This is a genomic window from Acinetobacter sp. SH20PTE14, assembly GCF_021391555.1.
Classification (GTDB): Bacteria; Pseudomonadota; Gammaproteobacteria; order Pseudomonadales; family Moraxellaceae; genus Acinetobacter; species Acinetobacter amyesii.
Map to the genome: position 1 here is coordinate 862,603 of NZ_CP090067.1, position 19,619 is coordinate 882,221.

General features: G+C 39.8%; 21 protein-coding genes. 12 read left to right on the forward strand and 9 right to left on the reverse strand.

Going from position 1 to position 19,619, the window contains the following annotated elements:
• Positions 1–37: 37 nt before the first annotated feature.
• On the reverse strand, positions 38–946 hold the full coding sequence (locus LXF01_RS04225; protein WP_233945056.1) for a DUF4349 domain-containing protein: 909 nt from the start codon (positions 944–946) through the stop codon (positions 38–40).
• A gap of 215 nt (positions 947–1,161) precedes the next feature.
• On the opposite strand from LXF01_RS04225, the gene LXF01_RS04230 reads away from it, so the two are divergent.
• A complete protein-coding gene (locus LXF01_RS04230; RefSeq protein ID WP_180055598.1) occupies positions 1,162–1,770 on the forward strand; it encodes a glutathione S-transferase family protein in 609 nt (202 codons plus the stop codon).
• A 176-nt stretch (positions 1,771–1,946) separates the two neighbouring features.
• On the opposite strand, the gene LXF01_RS04235 is transcribed toward LXF01_RS04230, so the two are convergent.
• The 3 genes from LXF01_RS04235 to LXF01_RS04245 all read right to left on the reverse strand — a co-directional run bounded on the left by LXF01_RS04235 (position 1,947) and on the right by LXF01_RS04245 (position 4,920).
• Entirely contained in the window at positions 1,947–2,627 is a 681-nt protein-coding gene (locus LXF01_RS04235; RefSeq protein ID WP_233945057.1) for a hypothetical protein, read from the reverse strand.
• A 122-nt stretch (positions 2,628–2,749) separates the two neighbouring features.
• On the reverse strand, positions 2,750–4,354 hold the full coding sequence (locus LXF01_RS04240; RefSeq protein ID WP_180117596.1) for a bifunctional 3-(3-hydroxy-phenyl)propionate/3-hydroxycinnamic acid hydroxylase: 1,605 nt from the start codon (positions 4,352–4,354) through the stop codon (positions 2,750–2,752).
• Between the two features lie 344 nt (positions 4,355–4,698).
• On the reverse strand, positions 4,699–4,920 hold the full coding sequence (locus LXF01_RS04245) for a hypothetical protein (protein ID WP_233945058.1): 222 nt from the start codon (positions 4,918–4,920) through the stop codon (positions 4,699–4,701).
• 570 nt (positions 4,921–5,490) lie between these two features.
• Here LXF01_RS04245 and LXF01_RS04250 point away from each other — a divergent pair.
• The 4 genes from LXF01_RS04250 to LXF01_RS04265 all read left to right on the forward strand — a co-directional run bounded on the left by LXF01_RS04250 (position 5,491) and on the right by LXF01_RS04265 (position 9,927).
• Positions 5,491–6,504, forward strand: a complete 1,014-nt coding sequence (locus tag LXF01_RS04250) for a CobW family GTP-binding protein (RefSeq protein WP_233945059.1) — start codon at positions 5,491–5,493, stop codon at positions 6,502–6,504.
• Positions 6,505–6,569: 65 nt separating this feature from the next.
• The gene (locus tag LXF01_RS04255) at positions 6,570–7,100 is read left to right on the forward strand and encodes a YaeQ family protein (RefSeq protein ID WP_168379277.1); all 531 of its coding nucleotides are present in this window, start codon (positions 6,570–6,572) and stop codon (positions 7,098–7,100) included.
• Positions 7,101–7,604: 504 nt separating this feature from the next.
• Complete coding sequence (locus LXF01_RS04260; protein WP_078191421.1) at positions 7,605–7,943, forward strand: FKBP-type peptidyl-prolyl cis-trans isomerase; 339 nt, start codon at positions 7,605–7,607, stop codon at positions 7,941–7,943.
• Between the two features lie 187 nt (positions 7,944–8,130).
• Positions 8,131–9,927: a sensor domain-containing diguanylate cyclase gene (locus LXF01_RS04265; protein ID WP_233945419.1), complete on the forward strand. Its 1,797-nt coding sequence runs from the start codon at positions 8,131–8,133 to the stop codon at positions 9,925–9,927.
• 126 nt (positions 9,928–10,053) lie between these two features.
• Here the strand turns inward: LXF01_RS04265 and LXF01_RS04270 are convergent, their stop codons facing one another.
• Positions 10,054–10,500: a GNAT family N-acetyltransferase gene (locus LXF01_RS04270; protein ID WP_233945060.1), complete on the reverse strand. Its 447-nt coding sequence runs from the start codon at positions 10,498–10,500 to the stop codon at positions 10,054–10,056.
• A 435-nt stretch (positions 10,501–10,935) separates the two neighbouring features.
• Here LXF01_RS04270 and LXF01_RS04275 point away from each other — a divergent pair, with 435 nt between their 5' ends.
• The gene (locus tag LXF01_RS04275) at positions 10,936–11,424 is read left to right on the forward strand and encodes a hypothetical protein (RefSeq protein WP_180074120.1); all 489 of its coding nucleotides are present in this window, start codon (positions 10,936–10,938) and stop codon (positions 11,422–11,424) included.
• Here LXF01_RS04275 and LXF01_RS04280 read toward each other — a convergent pair.
• From LXF01_RS04280 to LXF01_RS04290, 3 genes are read right to left on the reverse strand one after another with little or no spacing between them, the layout of a single operon-like run.
• Positions 11,406–11,969 (reverse strand): TetR/AcrR family transcriptional regulator, encoded by a 564-nt coding sequence (locus tag LXF01_RS04280; RefSeq protein ID WP_233945061.1) that lies wholly within the window; start codon positions 11,967–11,969, stop codon positions 11,406–11,408. The genes LXF01_RS04275 and LXF01_RS04280 overlap by 19 nt on opposite strands.
• A gap of 50 nt (positions 11,970–12,019) precedes the next feature.
• Positions 12,020–12,910 (reverse strand): alpha/beta hydrolase family protein, encoded by an 891-nt coding sequence (locus tag LXF01_RS04285; RefSeq protein ID WP_233945062.1) that lies wholly within the window; start codon positions 12,908–12,910, stop codon positions 12,020–12,022.
• Positions 12,911–12,964: 54 nt separating this feature from the next.
• Positions 12,965–13,750: a crotonase/enoyl-CoA hydratase family protein gene (locus LXF01_RS04290; protein ID WP_233945063.1), complete on the reverse strand. Its 786-nt coding sequence runs from the start codon at positions 13,748–13,750 to the stop codon at positions 12,965–12,967.
• Between the two features lie 222 nt (positions 13,751–13,972).
• On the opposite strand from LXF01_RS04290, the gene pnuC reads away from it, so the two are divergent.
• The 4 genes from pnuC (at position 13,973) to LXF01_RS04310 (ending at position 16,002) form a co-directional block, all read left to right on the forward strand.
• Positions 13,973–14,557, forward strand: a complete 585-nt coding sequence (pnuC, locus tag LXF01_RS04295; RefSeq protein WP_168379271.1) for a nicotinamide riboside transporter PnuC — start codon at positions 13,973–13,975, stop codon at positions 14,555–14,557.
• A 79-nt stretch (positions 14,558–14,636) separates the two neighbouring features.
• A complete protein-coding gene (locus tag LXF01_RS04300) occupies positions 14,637–14,936 on the forward strand; it encodes a hypothetical protein (RefSeq protein ID WP_180023193.1) in 300 nt (99 codons plus the stop codon).
• A 109-nt stretch (positions 14,937–15,045) separates the two neighbouring features.
• Positions 15,046–15,327, forward strand: a complete 282-nt coding sequence (locus tag LXF01_RS04305) for a hypothetical protein (RefSeq protein ID WP_233945064.1) — start codon at positions 15,046–15,048, stop codon at positions 15,325–15,327.
• Positions 15,328–15,504: 177 nt separating this feature from the next.
• Positions 15,505–16,002, forward strand: coding sequence for a DUF2505 family protein (locus LXF01_RS04310; RefSeq protein ID WP_078192225.1), 498 nt, complete (start codon positions 15,505–15,507; stop codon positions 16,000–16,002).
• A gap of 54 nt (positions 16,003–16,056) precedes the next feature.
• Here LXF01_RS04310 and LXF01_RS04315 read toward each other — a convergent pair whose 3' ends face one another.
• Positions 16,057–17,337 (reverse strand): MFS transporter, encoded by a 1,281-nt coding sequence (locus LXF01_RS04315; protein WP_180055499.1) that lies wholly within the window; start codon positions 17,335–17,337, stop codon positions 16,057–16,059.
• 378 nt (positions 17,338–17,715) lie between these two features.
• Here LXF01_RS04315 and def point away from each other — a divergent pair, with 378 nt between their 5' ends.
• Positions 17,716–18,198: a peptide deformylase gene (def, locus tag LXF01_RS04320; protein ID WP_180011481.1), complete on the forward strand. Its 483-nt coding sequence runs from the start codon at positions 17,716–17,718 to the stop codon at positions 18,196–18,198.
• Positions 18,199–18,390: 192 nt separating this feature from the next.
• Positions 18,391–19,602, forward strand: coding sequence for a GGDEF domain-containing protein (locus tag LXF01_RS04325; RefSeq protein ID WP_233945065.1), 1,212 nt, complete (start codon positions 18,391–18,393; stop codon positions 19,600–19,602).
• Positions 19,603–19,619 lie beyond the last annotated feature (17 nt).

Here is a 19,619-nt window from a genome sequence, read left to right on the forward strand (position 1 = left end):
CAAGGACTCAACGATACATAGCCTTTGTCACTTTGATTTATTTAAACCACTTTTGTAAATAAGGTTTCATCACGCGGTAGGCAATCAAACAGATAAAAATAATCAGATAGAGTGGCCAAATCGTAATGAGAACAACCAACAGGCTCAACACAAATTGCCACCCTTTTTGTATCCCGTACCATGCTCTTTGCCAGAAACTATCGCCATTTAATTGCGCTATAGCATCAAGGTTAATATCGATATGTTCACGGACAGTGGCAGGTTGAGTAAAGCCAATCACAATCGTGCTATAGCGGACACGATCTTGAACTTCTAAGCGAGTCAGGCGTGAGATTTCATTGACTTGCGCAGCTGCAACATGGTCGGGCACGACCTGTGTTTGTGACATTTTTTCTTCGAGTAGTTTTAGCTCATAGCGTTTTGCCGAATATTGCTGACGGTTCAAAAAATGCATAAGGGGCAACAGTTGATTAACGAAATGTGCAGCTTTTTCACTTGGCACACGAATGATCATTTCCGCTTGCGGATTTATTTTTTCAAAGATTTTAATTTTGCCGTCAGCAACCGGGTAGGATTGACTCTCTTGCACCACAAAGTCGATATTTTTCTGTTCAATAAAGCCACCTAAACTTAGCGTGAGTTTTTCAATTTCTAAGGCCGTTTTAACCACATCTTTCGACTCAAAACTGACATTGGCTTCTCGTACCATTTTACGTGAGGCTTCGGCTGGGTTGACCTGCTCATTTAAAATAGTTTCAGGTTTTTGTGTTGTTGCAGGCGTGGTAGACGGCTCATTGGATGTGCTTTCCGCTGCTTGATCTTGCTGTGTACTGACTTGAGCAGGTTGTGCATCTGCGCTGGCTTCAGTTGCCATTTCTTCGGTTTTCTTGGAACAGCCTGAAATTAAAATCACCGTAAACATGGCAATTAAATATTTATTTTTCATCGATGTAGAGCTCAATTGTTTGATTATCAGAAAGTCGGAGTAAATACTTTTTGCTTTAAATATAAATTCAAATTTAGCGTAATTATTAGTCGGGCGTATTGTATCGGAAAGTGTTTAAAGCACGGATGAACGCAACATAATTCTACATAAAGCCGCGTATAGTAATAGACAGAACAACAAGGATGAAAATAAGGATATCTACAATGAACCCAGCAATGAAACTATACAGCAATCCACGCTCACGCAGTAATACTATTCTGCCTTTATTGAAAGAATTAGACATCGAGTCAGAAGTTGAGATTATTGAAGTGCCATATGAAGAGATGCACCAAGCGGCATATCTCAAGATTAATCCCATGGGCAAAGTTCCTTGTTTGGTCGATGGTATTGTCGTGATTAGTGAGACCGCAGCCATCTTTAGTTATTTAGCCGATAAATTCAGTGACAAAGGTTTGGCACCCGCCTTGGATGATCCCAAACGTGGTGAATATTTGAAATGGATGTTTTTCTGTCATGGTCCGCTGACTGAATATATGGACATGAAAAATGTCGGCATTAGCACAGAGTTGATGGATGAGAAACGTGGCAGTTTGAGTTTTGGTAATGAAAAAATACTTTTAGATTTTATTAAAACAGGGCTTGCGCAGGCCCAGCCATATCTGTTGGGGGATAAAATTAGCGCAGCAGATTTGTATTTAGCTTATTGGATGGTGTATGCCATTTCATTCAAAATATTGCCATATTTAGAGGAATTTAAACCTTTTATTCAGCAGATTCAGCAACGTGAATCGGTAAAAGATGTGCATTGGTTTCAGTCGGTTTAACTTGGATGCTTATTTGATTGTTGGCTGAACTTGGTATTGCTATATGTCTATTCATATAACTCTTTCTTTGAGAACTAAAAAGAAAGAGTTTTAAATATCAATCACGAAGATGATAAAGCGATTTTAATTATTGCCATAAATAATGTATGGCATATATTGCGCTAAATTAAATAGACTCAATCGTTGTTGGTTCTATTTAAAAAATCATGGGCTTCATCATCAGATAGAGGTGGGCCTAAATCTCTTTCAAGTTTGGCATATATTTCAAGCAGTCTTTTTTGTTGTGGATCCATATCTAAGGCACGATGCTGCTGATATGTTAATTGATCATTAATCCAATAATAATGCTGAACCGCAGCCCCTGCGAAACTGGTTTTCAAATGGAGTTTGTAATAACCAGAAAATTTATGTTTCTTGGTATCTAGACAGAGATACGCGAAGGTAGACCAACCACTTTCGGGAAATTTAAGGCGAGCTCGGCAGGGCTTCTTTTCTAGTGTAAATGTAGGTGAATAGACTTGGCCTTTTAGAATGATATTTTTATCTTGACCAAAATATTGAGTTTGTAATGCAAATAAAGCAAGAATCACTGTAGTGAGAAAAAAGCTGGCAATGACTGAATAAAAAAATGAAATGTATAAATGGAAGGACAAAAAATTAGATTCTTCGTTTTTGTTTACATCTTTTTCTAAGCGTAATAAATAGCAATTCAAAGAAATAAGAAAACAGAGGCAAAAAACGAAAATAGATAACCAACTATTGGCATGAAAATGATGTATCTCTACGAAAATGAGTGAACAGATAAAAATAAAGCCCAACAAACTATAAATGAATAATTTTTGAAATCTTTTTTGCATTTTGCGAAGCTTATAATTATGTATTGAACGATTATAGCATCTGATGTTTATAGTGATTATAGAAAAAAATCACCATGCTTTATGCATGGTGATTTTTAATTCTTGCAGATCTATTTGGATTATTAAGCATGCAATTTTGCAAACAATTGTTGGCTCACGCTGTCTAAAGTTTGTGGAATTGCAATCGCTGCAACAAAACGGTCTGGGCGAAGAATCGTAATAGATTCAGTGGTTTTACCAAACCAACCACGAATATCAGTACCAATATCACCAATCGTGATCACATTGTCGTACTTGGTGCGATTTTCATTGCTAAGCTGAACAGCAGGCAATACTTGGATAAATTTAACGCCCAATTTTTGCCATTTTTTCATGGTTGCATCTGACAGACCCCATTTCGGATCGACGCCCCAAGCAATGATTGCAAAGTCGTTACCGATGACTTCATCGAGTAGGACTTTCTCACCAGATTCAAGTTGAACATGTGGTTGAATGAACATTTTACCCACAGGTGAGTCTTTAACGCCGTTATTGATCAACGCACCGTCGTTGTACTTCGGCATCGGCTTGAAGCGCATTTCCAATAGATATTGCTTGATCGGTTTGATGTAATTGAGTGCATAGGCAATACCATCACGCACGAAACCTTGCCATTTTTTAGGTGGCGCAAGGACATGACCCGCCATTACAGAAAGATCAATCATCGCTTTGGCATGATCTTTACGTTCAACTTGGTATGTATCTAAAAGCGCAGGGCCAGCTTTGCCTTGTACAACCATTGCAACTTTCCACGCAAGGTTGAACGCATCACGCATACCACTGTTATAGCCTTGACCTTGCCATACTGGCATGATGTGCGCAGCATCGCCTGCAAGTAAAATACGGTCTACACGGAATTTATCTGCAATACGGGCATTGTGGGTATAAACGCGCTGACGAATCACTTCAATACCATCGGTCGTTGGAAGCACTTTCGACAATAGTTTGGCAATGTTTTCAGGTTTGCTTAATTCTTCTTGAGTCTCCCCAGGCATCACCATAAATTCGAAACGACGAATACCGTGTGGAAGCGCAGCAGATACATAAGGACGCACAGGGTCACAGCATAGGTAAATGTGTGGCGTTGCAAGTGGGTCATTATTGATGTCGATCACGATCCATTGGTTCGGTGCAGTTTTACCATCGAAGCCGATGTTGAGGGTACGACGTACCACTGAGTTACCACCATCACAAGCAATCAAATACTGCGCTTGAATTTTTTCAGCTTCACCGTCTTTATTTTGAATATTGAGCGTTACACCATTGGCATCTTGGCTAAAATCAGACAATTGACGAGAGAATAAAACATTTGTGGTTTCGTACTGTTTTAAACCTTGTAGTAGTACATTATCGACTTGCGGTTGAATAAAGGCATTACGACGTGAGAAACCAAATTCACGAGTGAGCGGTTGAATGTCTGCGAAACAACGACCTTTAGGGGTTAAGAAACGCATCGCGTGGTTTGGTGTTGTATGCGGTAACACTTGGTCCACTAAACCTAATGATTGGATGGTACGTAATGATTCATCATCAATACCAATCGCACGTGGGTAGTCAATCAGGCTGTCCAGTTGTTCAATCACAGTGACTTTGACACCTTGCTTACTTAAGTAGTTTGCAATGGTTAAGCCGACAGGACCTGCGCCCAAAATGGCAACTTCCGTTGTGTAATTTGCTTTATTGCTCATGCGTAAACATCCAATCACTTCACATATGCCACTATTAAGTTCTAAAGCTAGGCTTTCAACAAGCTAGGCATAAGTCGAAACGATGAATCGAATTGTCGTGTTTTTTGCAGGGTTTTATTTTAAATGAATGATATATATTTATTTATATGAAAATCATCAATCATTTTGAATGATTTGTCGATCATTAAAATCTATCAATCAGTGGCTTTGAGCATAAAAAAAGCCGAACCATTTTTCAATGATCCGGCGACTTTAATTCATTTAGCACAACATTCTATTAGTGAGGGATAAATGTTGAGCAGCAGACTAAATGAATTTAGCGTGTGGAGTACGCTATTCGTCTATTACTGAGCAGGTTGAGCTGGTGCAGAACCTTCAGCATTTGCTTCTGAAGCAGGTTGAGCAGCAGTACCTTCAGCAGCAGTTGTTTCAGTCGCTGGCTGTTCTTGAGTGCTAACCACGGCTTTTTCTTGCTCAGGCGTTTCTTGTTTATCTTTGCTCGCAGCAAAACTTGTTGCAGCTGCAGCAGCTAGAGTAGAAGCAAGTAAAATTTGAGTTAATTTCATTTTGAGCATCCTTATATATTTTAGTAAGTCCTGAAAAGATCACCACGTCCATCAGGAGAGAGCTCATGCTAAATCGAGAAAACCGAGTGATCAATGCGAGCAACAAAGTGAAACAGACTGGTTAACTGGATGAATACATAACCGTCCATCCTGTGTTTTAAATGTAAAAAAAATATCGGAATCTTCATTTAACTTTGCAAGAAAAAATGACCAAATCGGCTTCATGATTCATTCATTGTTTACATGATGATTACATCGATGTCGTAAATAAGCAGAATCCAGAAATTTCACTAAAATCCAAATGTAAGGATTCTTTTCGATATGACTATTTTTTTAAATATAAGAGTTAACTTTGCCAATAAAGTGTGACCAGATATGTAATGCATTCATGCCAATTGAGTAAACAGGCTGTTCAATAGCCAGATGATTATAAAATTCGTTGAAATAAGAGGCTGAACGATGCTTTAGGAAAATGAAGACAGAGAAATGAGGACTAGACTTGCAGCATTTTTTTGAAATCATTATGGTAAAGGCCATCAATCATTGGCTATTTATTTGAGTGACTCACTTTTGAAATTAGTTTCTACCTACGGTGCGATTCCGGTTCATATTATTTCTGGCTTTTTAGGTGCGGGTAAAACCACAGTTTTACAGCAGTTATTGAAGCAAAAGCCAGCGGGCGAAACTTGGGCCGTACTGATGAACGAGTTTGGACAAATCGGGGTCGATCAACAGATGTTGCCGCAAGATCAGGGCTTTGCGGTGAAGGAATTATTGGGTGGTTGTCTATGTTGTAGCAGTCAACTGCCGATGCAAATTGCGTTGTCACGGTTATTGTCAGAGGTGAAACCCGACCGACTGTTTATTGAACCGACAGGTTTGGGACATCCTGGGCAACTTTTGGAGCAATTGACCGAGCCACATTGGCATCCGCATTTAGCCATGCGGGCATTGGTAACCGTGGTTGATGGCTCACGCTTACATGATCAAGAGTGGACTTCGCAAAATCTGTATGCCGATCAACTCAAAGTGGCACAAATCGTTGTGGTGTCTCATGTCGATTGTATGAGTGATGCCGATCAAGCTGGTTTGGAACGACTCAAACAAGCATATTTACCGTATCAGCAGCAATGGATCAATGTTGTAAAAGGTGATTTAAAACTAACAAATATTGATCTTGCCTATATGGGAAGTCCTCGTAAAATTCAGCCTTTATTGGCGATGCAAAAGCAAATGTTGGTCGATGTACCCACAGAAATTAAACAGTTGCCTTATCATTATGTTGAATCCGCTCAGGGCTATAGTGTCGCAGGTTGGAAACTCCCAAAACGATGGATTTTCGACTTTTTTGAGCTGTTAGATTTACTCTGTGAGCAGCAAGATTGGCTACGGATCAAAGGTATTTTTCAGACAGACCAAGGGTGGAAAACCTTTAACTTTAATCCTGATCAGTTTAATTATCAGTCGAGCGAGGAAAGTATCGATAATCGTGTCGAAATTATTTACCAAACTGAACGTGAATGGCTCGAATTTGAAGATCGTTTAATGCAGTGTCGTATCGATGCCGATAAAGCGGAGAAATAAGTAAATCAACGCAGCAAAAGCTTGCTAAATCTTATATGCTAAGCGCCAAATTTGAGGACTTTCACATGGCGCTAAAAGCTACAATTTATAAAGCAGATTTGAACATTGCCAATATGGATGTACACCAATATGGTGATTATCAATTGACGATGGCTTTGCATCCTTCTGAAACGATTGAACGTTTGATGGTACGTGTCTTGGCATATGCACGCTATGCTGACGAAGCATTAGAATTTACCAAAGATCTTTTCGAAACAGATGAACCTGCGTTGTGGGAAAAAGATTTAACAGGTCAATTGGTGAAATGGATTGAAGTCGGTTGTCCTGACGAAGATAAAGTCAAAAAAGCCAGTGCTCGTTGTCCACAAGTTGCTGTGATTACCTATGGTTCTTCAGTAGACGAATGGTATAAACGCAACAGCAAACTGAAAACCCTGAAGAATGTTGAAATTTGGCAATTATCTGAAGCGAGTACAGCTGCCATTCAAGAGTTATGCGAACGAACCATGTCTTTACAATTAAACGTAATGGATGGCGAATGGACTTTGATTGGTGATAAAGCTCAAGCGGTGATTGAATGGACACAATTGCAATAAGCGTTTGATGTGATTTAACTCATCTTGATGGATGTGAGTTTAGGCTTGCATCCTTATATATAACAATTTTTTAGTGAATACTATTCTGTTGATTTAAAAGTTGATTTGAAACTCAGTCGATCTAAAACCATCATAAAAATCTAATTTGGGGAAAATTTCCAGGCCTCAATTTATGTAATGCTCATGGATGAATCCTCTTTATTATCATTGTAAATAGCGTTGTTCTTACCGCATAAACGTCTTCATTCAATGAACGTTCAAACTTTTAGAGCGCTTTAAATTTTTTATTCGTTTCTTCCCAATGCATCTTAGTGATAACGGAATACTCCTAAATGTTTCAAGACATGTGAGCTTTACTAGTAAATGTTTATTTGCATGCTGATCTAAATCATTGTGTTCTCAACTTTGAATCGGTAAGTTCTAACGCATTCAAGGGCATCATGTTCAGACTGATTCTGTTTATAATAGTGCTTTATTTAGATTGCGGCATTTGAGGTTGAGAGCATGAGCACGGAATTAGAAATTATTGACTTAGTGGTAGGTGAAGGTAAAGAAGCGGTTAAAGGCGCTTTGATTACAACACACTATACAGGCTGGTTAGAAGACGGTACAAAATTTGATTCATCACTAGATCGTGGTAATTATTTTGAAACGGTGATTGGTACTGGCCGTGTGATTAAAGGTTGGGATCAAGGCATCATGGGGATGAAAGTCGGTGGTAAACGTAAGTTAATCGTGCCATCACATTTGGCTTATGGTGAACGTAAAATGGGTAATGTAATTCCCGCCAATTCAAATCTTATTTTTGAGATTGAATTGTATGATGTAAAAACTCGCGATTAATAAAGCGACTGTTTTAGATCAGTGACATGGAAGTTATTGATCAATTTGATAAAATAGTAGTTGTTATTTTTGTCTTTTACCGTAGATTAGAATAATTGCTCGAGTATAAACGCAGGAATCAAAGCCGTTGTCTTTACAGTTGCCTTGCACCAGATTGTTCTGGGTTCTTACCTTTATTATTTTTACATTGGCACTCACTGTATCGACTGCTCAAGCACAGTATGAAACTGCTCCTAAATCGTTTTATTTAAAACATCAAAACGAAGTTAACCAAATCTACTTCACGGAAGACACCAGTAGCCTCTTACAAGGCAAATGGTTGTTTTATCCAAATCAATTTTTAACGTCTCCGAGTTCGGTTCTAGTCGGTCAAACGGTCTATCTGCCTGCATCATTTAAAGACATTACAGGGGACAGTAAAGGTTTTGGGACATTTACTGGACATTTCCAAATCCCTAAACAATTTATTGGTCGACGTATCGCGGTATTGATTCCAAATCAGTACGGTGCGTATCGGGTATTTTTAAATGGTGATGTGATCGTTCGTTTGGGCGAGGTGGGGCGTAGTGAAGCAGAACAAAAAACGGAGAATGCACCGCGAATTGCCTATTTTGTGGCACAAGATGAATATTTCACTTTAACCATTCAGGCTTCAAGTTTTAACAGTATGCACGGCGGGTTTGAAAACCCGATGCGTATTGGTATTGCTAAGACAATAAACCGCCAATTCCAACAACAAATGATGAGTATTGGAATGGTGTCGGGCGCCGTCTTGGGTGTGGGACTCTTTACGATCCTATTTTCTGTTTTCCGAGGTTTACGCGGTCGCAATAGCCGAAGTAATTTGGTGTTTGGCTTATTTATTGTCTTTTTAGCATTCCATAATTTATTTTCAGCACCTTATGCCTATACCACTTTTACTGATATCAATTGGTTGTGGGGCACGCGATTAGAATATTTATTTACTTATTTGGCGTCGATTTTCTTTTTAAGTTATATCCACTTACTCAGTCGTCGCTATTTATTTACCTTAAATTATCAGATAGCGATGTTGCTGTTGTCTTTGAATATTTCAGTGACATTTGTTTCGACGCCTGAGATTTTTCAGCCTTTGGCAACCTACAGCTTTGCCTATGTGATCGTTGTTCTGAGTAATTTTGCGTATGGTTTTTACCTAACACTGAAAAAGAAAGAACCTTATTCAAAATTAAATTTAATCGCGGTTATTTTCCTGTGCATTACTTTTTTAAACGACTTTTTGCTGATGATGAATTTGATTGATTCAGTCAATTTATCGTTCATTTCAACCAGTTTGTATGCCTTGTTGATCATGTTTCAGCAATCGCATCATTATGCACAGCAGTCGATGCATACGGAACAGTTGAATAATAGTTTGCTTGAGCTAAACAGTTCACTCGATCAGAAAGTCAAAGAGCGCACCTTACAGCTTCACGAGCTGAATAAAAAATTAGAGCTACAAATTCGTATTGATGCCTTAACGGGGGCATTCAACCGCCGTGCACTGAATGCTGAAATTCAACGCTTATATTCGGAAGTCCGTTTTCATAGCCATCGAACACTGGTCTTTGCCATGTTAGATGTTGATTATTTTAAAAATTATAATGACCACTATGGACATCTCAAAGGCGATGAGGTGTTACAGCAGATCGTGAAAACCATGCAAAATGCCCTGCCAAGTTCAGCCTATGTGGCTCGCTACGGGGGAGAAGAGTTTGCCATATTGATGCATGATGTTCCGTATGCGATTGCCCAAGAGCAATTGCAATTGGTACTCGAAGCCATGCGTAATGAACAACTTGAACATGTTAATCGGGGTGATGACAAAAATTACGTCACACTGAGTTTGGGCATGGCATGGATGGATAAGCAGAATGACTTCGACAGTATCGAAGCCTTAATGAAGCATGCAGACCATTATTTATATATGGCTAAACAGGCAGGACGCGATCAACTTAAGCCTTGATACAGAGTTGTAAACGGTTAAAACTTTGCGGTGCTATTGTTAGTACCATTGCCAATACTCATTTAAATTCATCTCTCAAATTCATGCTGTTTGAAAATCTATCCTTCTATGAACTTTATCTCTCTACTAACAGAGCTGTTTAACCAATTTGAGCGGAACATCGGCAGTCTCAAAATCCTGATGTGTGACAAAGCCATATTTTTGGTAAAAGGCGAGTGCCGTATGGGTACTTTCTAGACTGATCTCGGTAATATTCTTTTTCCGGACACAGTGAATCATGTTTAACAATAACGCCTTACCAATGCCTTGGTACTGACGTTCTGGGCAGATATAGTTCAGTAAAATTTCTCCCTGATCACTGACTAAAATAAAGCCGACCACTCGATTGTCACTGACGTAGACCCAACTATCGTTGTAAAGCATCCACATTAAGATATTTGATTGATTTGCCTCCTCAAGCCAAGTTTGAATCACACTTTCATTACGTTGATGGTCCTGGATACATGAACGAATGCTGTTGTGAATCACGTGAATAATTTCGGGTATGTCCTGGATTTGTGCTTCGCGTATCATAATTTTTTCTTTTTATAGAAAACTCCAACAGCCTGTCATTTCAGAAGATATCGCCCTGTGCTTAAAGAGGTTTCTTGTTGCGTTTTATGTTTTTTTGCTGCCATTGCGCTGTTGGGTTGGGTTTTTATTTCAAAATTGTTGCAAAATTTACAAATGTATATTTATAAATTAATCGTTAAATACGGATAAATAACGACATAAATGCATCTAACTATACTGTTTTTAAAGTAATAATAGATTTTTTAGAAATGTATACATACTCAATGATTTCAGCAGGTGTAATAGTTTGAAATAAATTAGCAATGAAAATAGGCAAGATTTCAGCTTTAAAATAATTTTGTATGAATTTTAAACGTTATTGTGCGTTATATTAGTCCATAAAAATATTCGGTGATTAATGATGTGTATGCGCGTCATCGGCAGTAGGTTGTTATTATGGTTAATTTTCTCATTGTGATGTGTATTCTGATTGCGTTGTCTGCAGCAGGAATCGTGGTCAAAAAAATAATAAAAACAGAAAAATATCGTCAAAAATATACGCGTTACCAAGCACCAAAAAAATCGAAAAGTATCTCTTTAGCATCGAATGATGATGCTATACGCCAAGTCGATCAGGTCATTGAAGTTGATGAATATGAACAGCAACTTTTTGATGATATTGCGGAAATTTTCTTTCAACAACAATACAAATTAGATTCGCTACAGGCGGCCGAACAGTTACAAGAAGTTTTTTTACGTCGCATGCCAGTCAATTGTAAAACTCAAATACGCCAATTAGATTTGAATGAATGGTCGATTTATTGGAGTTTTTACAATCAATCGCTCGAGTATTATTTAGGCCGATACGGCGAGTTTTATACACATGTCGACCGTTTTGGCGAAGAACATAAAATTGAATATCGCTATCAAGACTCTGCAAGTTGAAGCAAAATGCGGTCTCGGACTAAATCGAGATAACTCAAATCATCGCTCATTCGAGCCATTAAAATTGCGCCTTCATAATCCGCCAAGCTGACTTTGGCAAGTTGAGCGGCGTGTTCGATGGTCATGCATCGCTTAAAAAACACTTCAAAGGCGAGTTGCCACTCGTGAAAGATGGATTGTAATTTTGCAAAAATCTCAGTTGGCAAATGTTGCCGCTCCATACTTAATATCCCGACTAAACAACCTAATCCACCTTGGCTAAAAAATTGTATGGCGAGTTGATGGATGTGCGAGAAAGCCTGTTGAGGTGAGGTAGTAGTTTGCTGTAATTGCTGAAAAATACTGTGCTGTAACTTTATATGCGTCAGGTTTAAAATTTCCATCAGCAATGCGTCTTTATTCGGATAGTCATAATAAAATGCAGCTTTTGAGAGACCACAGACTTCGGCCAATTTCCCCATGCTACAGCCCATATAGCCATAGCGTTTAAAAGCGTGTGCTGACTGTAACAATAGATGTTCAGAGGTGTTTTTCCGTGGACGCATGTAATTCTCTATCCGAATAAATCAATATGATGTGTATGAAGTAAATTGGTCTAGGCGACTAATAGCTCGTTAAACCTTCCAATCACTTCCTGCCATAAGAGTTCAGCACCTTTGCGGAAATATCCCATATGACCAATCTGTTTTAGACCATAATCTTCCGCTTCAATATTGATATAGTGCATTGATGCTTGCGCATAATGTTGCATAAAAGCATGTCGTGAATTGGGTAATGCCCAGTCATCATCAAGTGCAGCGACCGCATAAATCGGCGTTTGAACTGCAGCATATTGTTGAGATAGCTCACTCAGCTCAGGGTCGGCAAAGAAATAGGTTGGGTTTTTACACCAACGGCGCCATTGTTTATAGACATCGACAGGAAGGTCAGCGCCCATATTGAGTTTGCTCCAAGGCAAATATCCTTTGACGGCAACCATCGGCGGAAAAACGATATTCCACATCACATGAACCTTCATTTTTTCTTTAAAGGGCATATAGCCATGCCAACCTGCGCCAGTGCCAAAACAATACATGGCACGTATCTGATCGTGATTTGAGGTAAGTCCTAGTGCTTGGCCGCCATAGGAGTGTCCCACTAGAAAAGTTTCCTGACCCTGTTGTTGCATATAAGCTATGGCACCAGAAAGGTCATAACGTCCCCAGTCGAGGTAGGACATCTTAAAGCCTTTAAGTTTTGACGGTGCAGAACGTCCTATACCACGATAATCAAAAGTCAGTACTTGATAACCGAGTCCTGCGGCATACTCGGCAAAACGACGGTAAAATTGTTGAGGTACACCTGTCGCACTTGAAATAATAATATTGGCCTTAGCGGCAGTATTAGGCCGATATTCAACGCCTGAAAGCGTATAACCATCGGTTGCAGGGAAACTCACGGGTGTACTATGTATTTCTTGCGTTGTTTGTTCTAAATCCGTTGACATAATTTTTCTCTTGATAGGCAGGACGTAAAGGGTTTATTCAGTTTAAATAAAGGGTTATTTGCCCTGAAAATTGGCTGCGCGACGTTGTAGCATGGCCATCACACCGTCTTGTACATCTTGTGTTTTTAGTAGTGGTTGTAAGTGCTGATCCAATTGAGCAAAGGCAGCATCGGCTCCCAAATGCCCCCCTTGCTGTGCTGCAGCGAGTGTTGCCTGAACCGCCAGTGGTGCAGCCTGTGCAATTTGTTCTGCAAGTTCTATTGCACGAGATAAGGGCGCTTGCTCAGTGATTTCAGTGACTAAATTCATATCAAATGCCGTTTGCGCATTGAAACGTTCACCTGTGAGTAAATAGCGCATGGCCTTATTCCAACCCGCTGCTTGCACAAAGCGAACTGTTGCACCACCAAAAGGAAGAATGCCACGTTGCACTTCCATTTGAGCGAACTCTGTCTGACGCTGTGCGATCACGACATCGGCATTCAGCATGAGTTCAATACCCGCTGTAAAACAGAACCCTTGTACCGCGACGACAACTGGTTTTTTTCGTTGTCGTGAGTTGGTTCCCCACGGATTAATTTGCTGATCAGGAAAATTAAACAGTCCACTGCCAAGTTTGGGTTGTAGTTCGACCAGATCTAGACCTGCAGTAAAATGATCACCATGAGCAAAAATCACTGCACAGCGTAAATTTGGATCATCTTCATATTCAGTGAGCGCCAGTGAAAGGTCATGAATTAAATGACTGTCAAACGCATTTCGTTTATCTGCACGGTCCAAACCGATTAAATAAAGATGACCATGGATTTCTCGACTTACACGACCTTGTTGTTCTGACATTTGGATGATTCCTTCTGATTATTCTTTAGGCATACCTAAGTTTTTAAACGATTGTTAGAAAACTGTCAAAACTGATGCGTTCAATACATCAAAATCAAAGTAAGTTGGATGAATGGTTTGATTTAAAATTTACAGAGTTGATATGAAATAGTGTGGGGTAGAGCTTGCCTTTGGGCTGATTTTTTCCATAATAGCTGCAGCTTTTTTAAGGCCCAATCTACCATGTCAAACTTAGAAATTTTTGCAGTCATTATTAGCTTAATCGGGGTGACTTTAACCATTAAGCGAAATATGTGGTGTTGGTGGTTTAACTTTGCAGCTTTTTTGCTGTATGCCTACCTGTTTTATACCTACAAACTTTATGGCGAAACCATTTTGCAGTTTTTCTTTGTAGTAGTGAACTTCTACGGTTTTTATCATTGGTTGAAGGGCAAACAACAAGACCACGACATTCGTATTGAACCGATTGCGACCAAACTCGTGATCTTTCAAATGCTCTTAGCTGCGGTGGGCGGTTTGATTTTTGGTTTAAGCCTGCACTATTTTACCGATGCAGCCGTGCCGATTTTGGATGCACAATTGGCCGCATTTAGTTTACTCGCAACGTATTGGACCAGCCGGAAACATATTGCTACTTGGGTGCTTTGGGTATTTGTCGATATTATCTATGTGGGTATGTTTATATACAAAGACCTGTATCTCACTGCGGCGCTCTATGCAGGTTTTGTAGGCCTAGCAGCGTTTGGTTGGTGGCAATGGACACAAGTCAAAAATAAACAGCAGCAACAGGCGATGAAAGCTTTATAAGGATCATTGGGTGATGGCAAAGCTACTTTTAATAGCCGATGATCCGATCCCGATGAATAAGTAAAGAGCGTGCAGAGTCATGATTATCGACTTTCAACTTGAGCAGCAACTGCGTTTTGACCGACAAGCTACGGTTCTACTGCAGCAAAAGGCGAGCTTTTTTCAGTTTGAGCAAATAGCAGATGTGTATAACGCTGAATGGCTCAAGGCATTTCCACAAGGGACGCAATGTAGCATCAGCGGTTTGGATGATGGTGCAGATGAATACGGCATCCAAATCAGTTATAAACACCAAAGCATCTTGATCGATTATTCACAACCGATCAAATTGGTACACCGTGATCGGGATGGTGTAGTGCATAGCATGCTGTTAAATTAACAACTTAAATTAAACTGAGATTTATAAAAGCAGTACCACAAAGATTTGTTATAGAAATATAAAAATAAGCGCAAGAAGAAATGAAAAGATATGGGAAGCTATTAAAGCAATGACGCAACTTGATCCCAAAGATTCAACATTTGAAATTTTTAATCAGCTATGTTTTGAACTGTTTCATCATTATGGCTCGCACTTCAAGTCTTTTGAACCTAGCGCTTTAATACATGCAAAACCAATGCAACAGCTTCCTGAACAAGCCAGCTTTGATATTGTAAGCCTCGACTTCGGTCATTGGTACGCAAAGTTGTCCTATGCAGGGATGTATTTAAAAATCGATGCGGGCTGGGAATTTCAGCTCGAGTTTAAAGATCAGCATGGGCAAATCTATTAAAAAGTCCTTTAAGGCAGAGTCCAATGAGTTGCAGTATGGCAATTCTGTTTTTTCAGCTTGGTTTCAGGTCAATGACAGCCACAGCGCTTTCCGATTTAATCCAAAACACAGTTTTAGCAACTGTAGACTGGGCGAAATAAAACAATAAAACCAATATTGACCTGAAGGATTACGAGAATGGCACATCAATTTACCGTCAATGCCACAATTCATGGCGTTTCACTTGAAGATTTTAAACGACTAGCCGCAGATATCAGCTTGCATGAAGCGGTGTGCAAACGCATACCGGGTGAAAATCTAGAAATTTTAGAATCAAAAAAAACAGGTGATATGTATACCTTAAAACGTGCCTATAACTTGGATGTAAATATTCCAGATATTGCCAAGAAGTTTTTAAAAGATGCGTTTCGTCTGAAACGTACGGATATTAGTAATTTGGCGGCATTAACCTCTGACGTCAAACTAGATCCAAACCTACCGCTCGAAGCCAGTTGTAAACGAAGTGTCAGTGGTGATGCAACACAAGTGAGTTTCAATTTGGACTGGACGGTGAAAGTCAAAGTTCCACTGATTGGTGGATTACTTGAAAAACATGCAGAAGGTGAAATTCGTCGTTTTAGTCAGCTTGAGATTGAAATTGTAGAAGATGAATTGCGTAAAAATTTAAAAGCCTGAATTGATTTGAAAGAGATTTAAAAAAAGCGGTCATTGACCGCTTTTTTTATTATTTTAATGAGATGTTTTTTCAAAACGTTGACGATAAAGCATCGCAGTAAAGAAGGTCACCAAACAGACAGTCCATATATAATACATAGCGCCAATGTTGCTGTATAAACTCAACCATTGAACCAATGGCAAAGTGATACCACCCGCGATGGCATAGGCCAAATTGTATGAAAATGAAATGCCCGAGAAACGAATCTGTGCAGGGAACATTTTCACCATACTATAAGACACCATACCAACTGTACCTGATGCCAAACCGAGCAACATATAGAGCGCAAACACGGTCGATGCTGCCACATGGCCCAAGCTGTTATAGAACACGCCCGCAATTATCGCGACAAGGAGGGAACCGAACAGCATCACTTTGCCCGCACCGAAGCGATCTGCCAAAAGACCTGCCAAGATACAACCGACCATTTGCATCACAATAGCGGCACTTTGCATTTTAAAGGCATCGGCCCGTTCAAAACCAAAGGCGCCCGTGAGCAGATTTGGCATCGCTAAAATCAGCACAACAACACAGCCTGTTAAGAACCATGTAAACAGCATACCAATCACAACGCCTGTTTTGTGCTGTTGCAGTACTTGTTTCACTGGAAGCTCTTTAGCCAATTGTTTCTTTTCTTGCATGGCTTTAAATACAGGCGTTTCTTTTAAATAACTGCGGAGATAGAGCGCAACAAAGCCAAAGATCCCGCCTAAAATAAATGGAATCCGCCATGCCCAATCATGGATTTCTGACTCTGTAAATTGTAATGAAATAAACAAAGACATCAGTGCGCCCAATAGGATACCCAAAGATAAGCCGGCAGTGAGTAGGCCGTTGGCGATACCAATTTTTTGCTCAGGAACATGCTCTGAAACAAAAGTCCATGCAGCAGGGATTTCACCACCAATCGCGATGCCTTGAATCACACGCATCAGTAGGAGCAGAAGCGGTGCTGCATAGCCAATACTTTCAAAAGTTGGCATTACACCGATCATCAGCGTAGGCAAAGCCATGAGTAAAATAGACAAACTAAATAAACGCTTACGACCAATCAAATCGCCAAAATGCGCCATTACCACACCACCCAATGGGCGGAAAAAATATCCTGCTGCAAAAATACCGTAAGTATTCAGCATCGCCCAAAATGGACTGAGTCCAGTGGGGAAAAACAGTTCCGAAATAATTTTGGCGTAAAATACATAAATAACGAAGTCATAAAACTCGAGAGCTCCACCGAGTGATGACAGTCCGAGGGTACGTTTATCTTGACGAGTTAGGCGTGGCTGAGCTTCCATGCAAATATTTTCCAGCAGCAAATAGCATTTGACGATTTTAGTGATTCAAATTTTTATTGAATAATCAAACTTTGTTGCATTATTAAAAACTTATAGTTATGAAAAAATCGTGAATTAAGAACAAAATAATATAGATAAAGTTGCATTAACTAAAAGAATGATTGGTAATAGATAATGGCACACCTTGATGTATAAATGATAAATATCAATAGCATAGGGTGGTGTGATCTGTCATTTTACTTTGTGCTCTATATAAACCACAAAAGATTCAAAGCCATAGCACGCTGTTGTTTTATACTCAGAACCGATAATAATGCATATTGCATGGTTGTTTTTTTAAAGTGATTTCAGCCCGCTAGACTTAAAAAGGATAAAAACATGAGTAATGTTGCTGCTGTTGCACAGCGTGGTGAAGCAATTTTGACGCTAACTGCCGCAGAGGTACAAGCATCTGAAATAGGTTCTGCATGGTTAACTGCACTAAGTGAAACACTGCATGCCACTATGCTTGAGCGTCAAGGCGTAGGCATTGCCGCACCGCAAATTTATGTTTCAAAGCGGGTGATTATCGTGGCTTCACGTGCAAATTTACGCTATCCAGACGCACCTGAAATGGAGGCGATCGTGATGGTCAATCCAGTGATTACATCTCGATCTACGACCACGGTTTTGGGTGAAGAAGGCTGCTTAAGTGTGCCGAATGCACGAGGGCAAGTCCCGAGAGCCGAGCAAATTCACGTGCGATATTTGACCCTTCAAGGTGAAGTCAAAGAGAAAACCCTGAATGGCTTTCCTGCACGGATCGTACAACATGAGGTCGATCATCTGAACGGGATCTTATTCACCGAGCGTTTAGAATAATAAACCGTACTATTTCAAAAAGATAAAAGTGACCAATTGAGCTAAAAAAAATAGCGGAAAAGTAATTTGAATAGTGGTGTAAGTGAAGTTTAAAGGCTTCAAAGGTTGCACTTTTAACTGTGAAAATAGGCTTTCTTTTTGAAGTTAAAACCTTGTATAACTAGCGAAATAATAAAATAAAAAAGAAGATTAATGGGGAAAAATTGGGGCAATGCTGTCTGTACGAAATGGGGCGTACAATGGCGTAAATTGAAGCATCTTTTGTTTGAGTCAGACTATCTCATCATCAATTGGTCTGACTACGATAAAGGGCGTTTACTTCTCATCTTTGGCATGCTGAGTCAAGTCAGCGTGTTGAAGTGGTGCATCATAAATTTTTATTATTCGACCAATCGGATTTGGTTTAATCCGAGTGAACTCAAGTTCAGGATCATCGTCGCTTGTATAGTCCTACTCAGTTATGGCGTATTGGCATTACTCAGTCTTTATTTCAAAAAATATTTAAATTTTAGACTGTTTTTTAGCTATTTTGCGCCCGTCCTGTTTGGGATCGGCATGATCTATGGTGGCTATATGATCGGGATCTATAGTCCTGCCACTATGGCGGGGACGGTCAATCTGCTGATGGTCGGTTTGGTTTTTTATCGTCCTGCGATTATGCTCAGTATTACATTTCCGATCACACTGTTTATTGGCTACATTTGCTATCAAACTTCGATTGACCATCTAGAATATGCACCGATTTTCAGCCCAGCTTTAAAACAGAGTGAGTTTTACGACAACGCCTTTTGGCTCATGAGTATGGCGGAGTTGTATTTGCCCATATTGATCGTCAGTGCAGTATTTTTTCAGATTTTGCTTTTACAGTGGCGACACCGTGAACAAAAGATGGAAGTCCTCAGCCGTGTTGATGGCCTGACCAATGTGTTTAACCGTCGTTATGTCAGTCATGAACTTGATACGCTCAGCAAACAGACACGGCCTGAATTTGCAGTGGTTTTGCTTGATCTCGACCATTTTAAATTGATCAATGACCAATATGGACATGATGCAGGAGATGCCGTTTTACAACGTGTTGCTCAAATTTTAAATGACAATACTCGTGTACAAGATGTGGTTGGGCGTTATGGCGGTGAAGAATTCATTTTAATTCTAAAAAATCAGAGTTTAGAGCAGGCGATAGAGGTCGCTGAACGTTGTCGATTGGCCATTTCTGACGCTGAAACCATGATAGCCAACCAACATATGTTGAAGATTAGTGCAAGTTTTGGTGTAGCAACTGCGATCGAGGGGACACCGTCTGCTATGGTCACGCGTATGGCCGATCAAGCGCTGTATATGGCAAAGCAACAAGGTCGTAACCAAGTGCGTAGCTTTCGTGAGTTAAACTTGGCAGAAGATTAAATAATTTAAACGATAGT

Bases quoted from the DNA above. Each gene is read 5' to 3' on its own strand.
- LXF01_RS04225 (WP_233945056.1), bottom strand. From the start codon at position 946: ATGAAAAATAAATATTTAATTGCCATGTTTACGGTGATTTTAATTTCA.
- LXF01_RS04230 (WP_180055598.1), top strand. From the start codon at position 1,162: ATGAAACTATACAGCAATCCACGCTCACGCAGTAATACTATTCTGCCT.
- LXF01_RS04235 (WP_233945057.1), bottom strand. From the start codon at position 2,627: ATGCAAAAAAGATTTCAAAAATTATTCATTTATAGTTTGTTGGGCTTT.
- LXF01_RS04240 (WP_180117596.1), bottom strand. From the start codon at position 4,354: ATGAGCAATAAAGCAAATTACACAACGGAAGTTGCCATTTTGGGCGCA.
- LXF01_RS04245 (WP_233945058.1), bottom strand. From the start codon at position 4,920: ATGAAATTAACTCAAATTTTACTTGCTTCTACTCTAGCTGCTGCAGCT.
- LXF01_RS04255 (WP_168379277.1), top strand. From the start codon at position 6,570: ATGGCGCTAAAAGCTACAATTTATAAAGCAGATTTGAACATTGCCAAT.
- LXF01_RS04260 (WP_078191421.1), top strand. From the start codon at position 7,605: ATGAGCACGGAATTAGAAATTATTGACTTAGTGGTAGGTGAAGGTAAA.
- LXF01_RS04270 (WP_233945060.1), bottom strand. From the start codon at position 10,500: ATGATACGCGAAGCACAAATCCAGGACATACCCGAAATTATTCACGTG.
- LXF01_RS04275 (WP_180074120.1), top strand. From the start codon at position 10,936: ATGGTTAATTTTCTCATTGTGATGTGTATTCTGATTGCGTTGTCTGCA.
- LXF01_RS04280 (WP_233945061.1), bottom strand. From the start codon at position 11,969: ATGCGTCCACGGAAAAACACCTCTGAACATCTATTGTTACAGTCAGCA.
- LXF01_RS04285 (WP_233945062.1), bottom strand. From the start codon at position 12,910: ATGTCAACGGATTTAGAACAAACAACGCAAGAAATACATAGTACACCC.
- LXF01_RS04290 (WP_233945063.1), bottom strand. From the start codon at position 13,750: ATGTCAGAACAACAAGGTCGTGTAAGTCGAGAAATCCATGGTCATCTT.
- pnuC (WP_168379271.1), top strand. From the start codon at position 13,973: ATGTCAAACTTAGAAATTTTTGCAGTCATTATTAGCTTAATCGGGGTG.
- LXF01_RS04300 (WP_180023193.1), top strand. From the start codon at position 14,637: ATGATTATCGACTTTCAACTTGAGCAGCAACTGCGTTTTGACCGACAA.
- LXF01_RS04305 (WP_233945064.1), top strand. From the start codon at position 15,046: ATGACGCAACTTGATCCCAAAGATTCAACATTTGAAATTTTTAATCAG.
- LXF01_RS04310 (WP_078192225.1), top strand. From the start codon at position 15,505: ATGGCACATCAATTTACCGTCAATGCCACAATTCATGGCGTTTCACTT.
- LXF01_RS04315 (WP_180055499.1), bottom strand. From the start codon at position 17,337: ATGGAAGCTCAGCCACGCCTAACTCGTCAAGATAAACGTACCCTCGGA.
- def (WP_180011481.1), top strand. From the start codon at position 17,716: ATGAGTAATGTTGCTGCTGTTGCACAGCGTGGTGAAGCAATTTTGACG.
- LXF01_RS04325 (WP_233945065.1), top strand. From the start codon at position 18,391: ATGGGGAAAAATTGGGGCAATGCTGTCTGTACGAAATGGGGCGTACAA.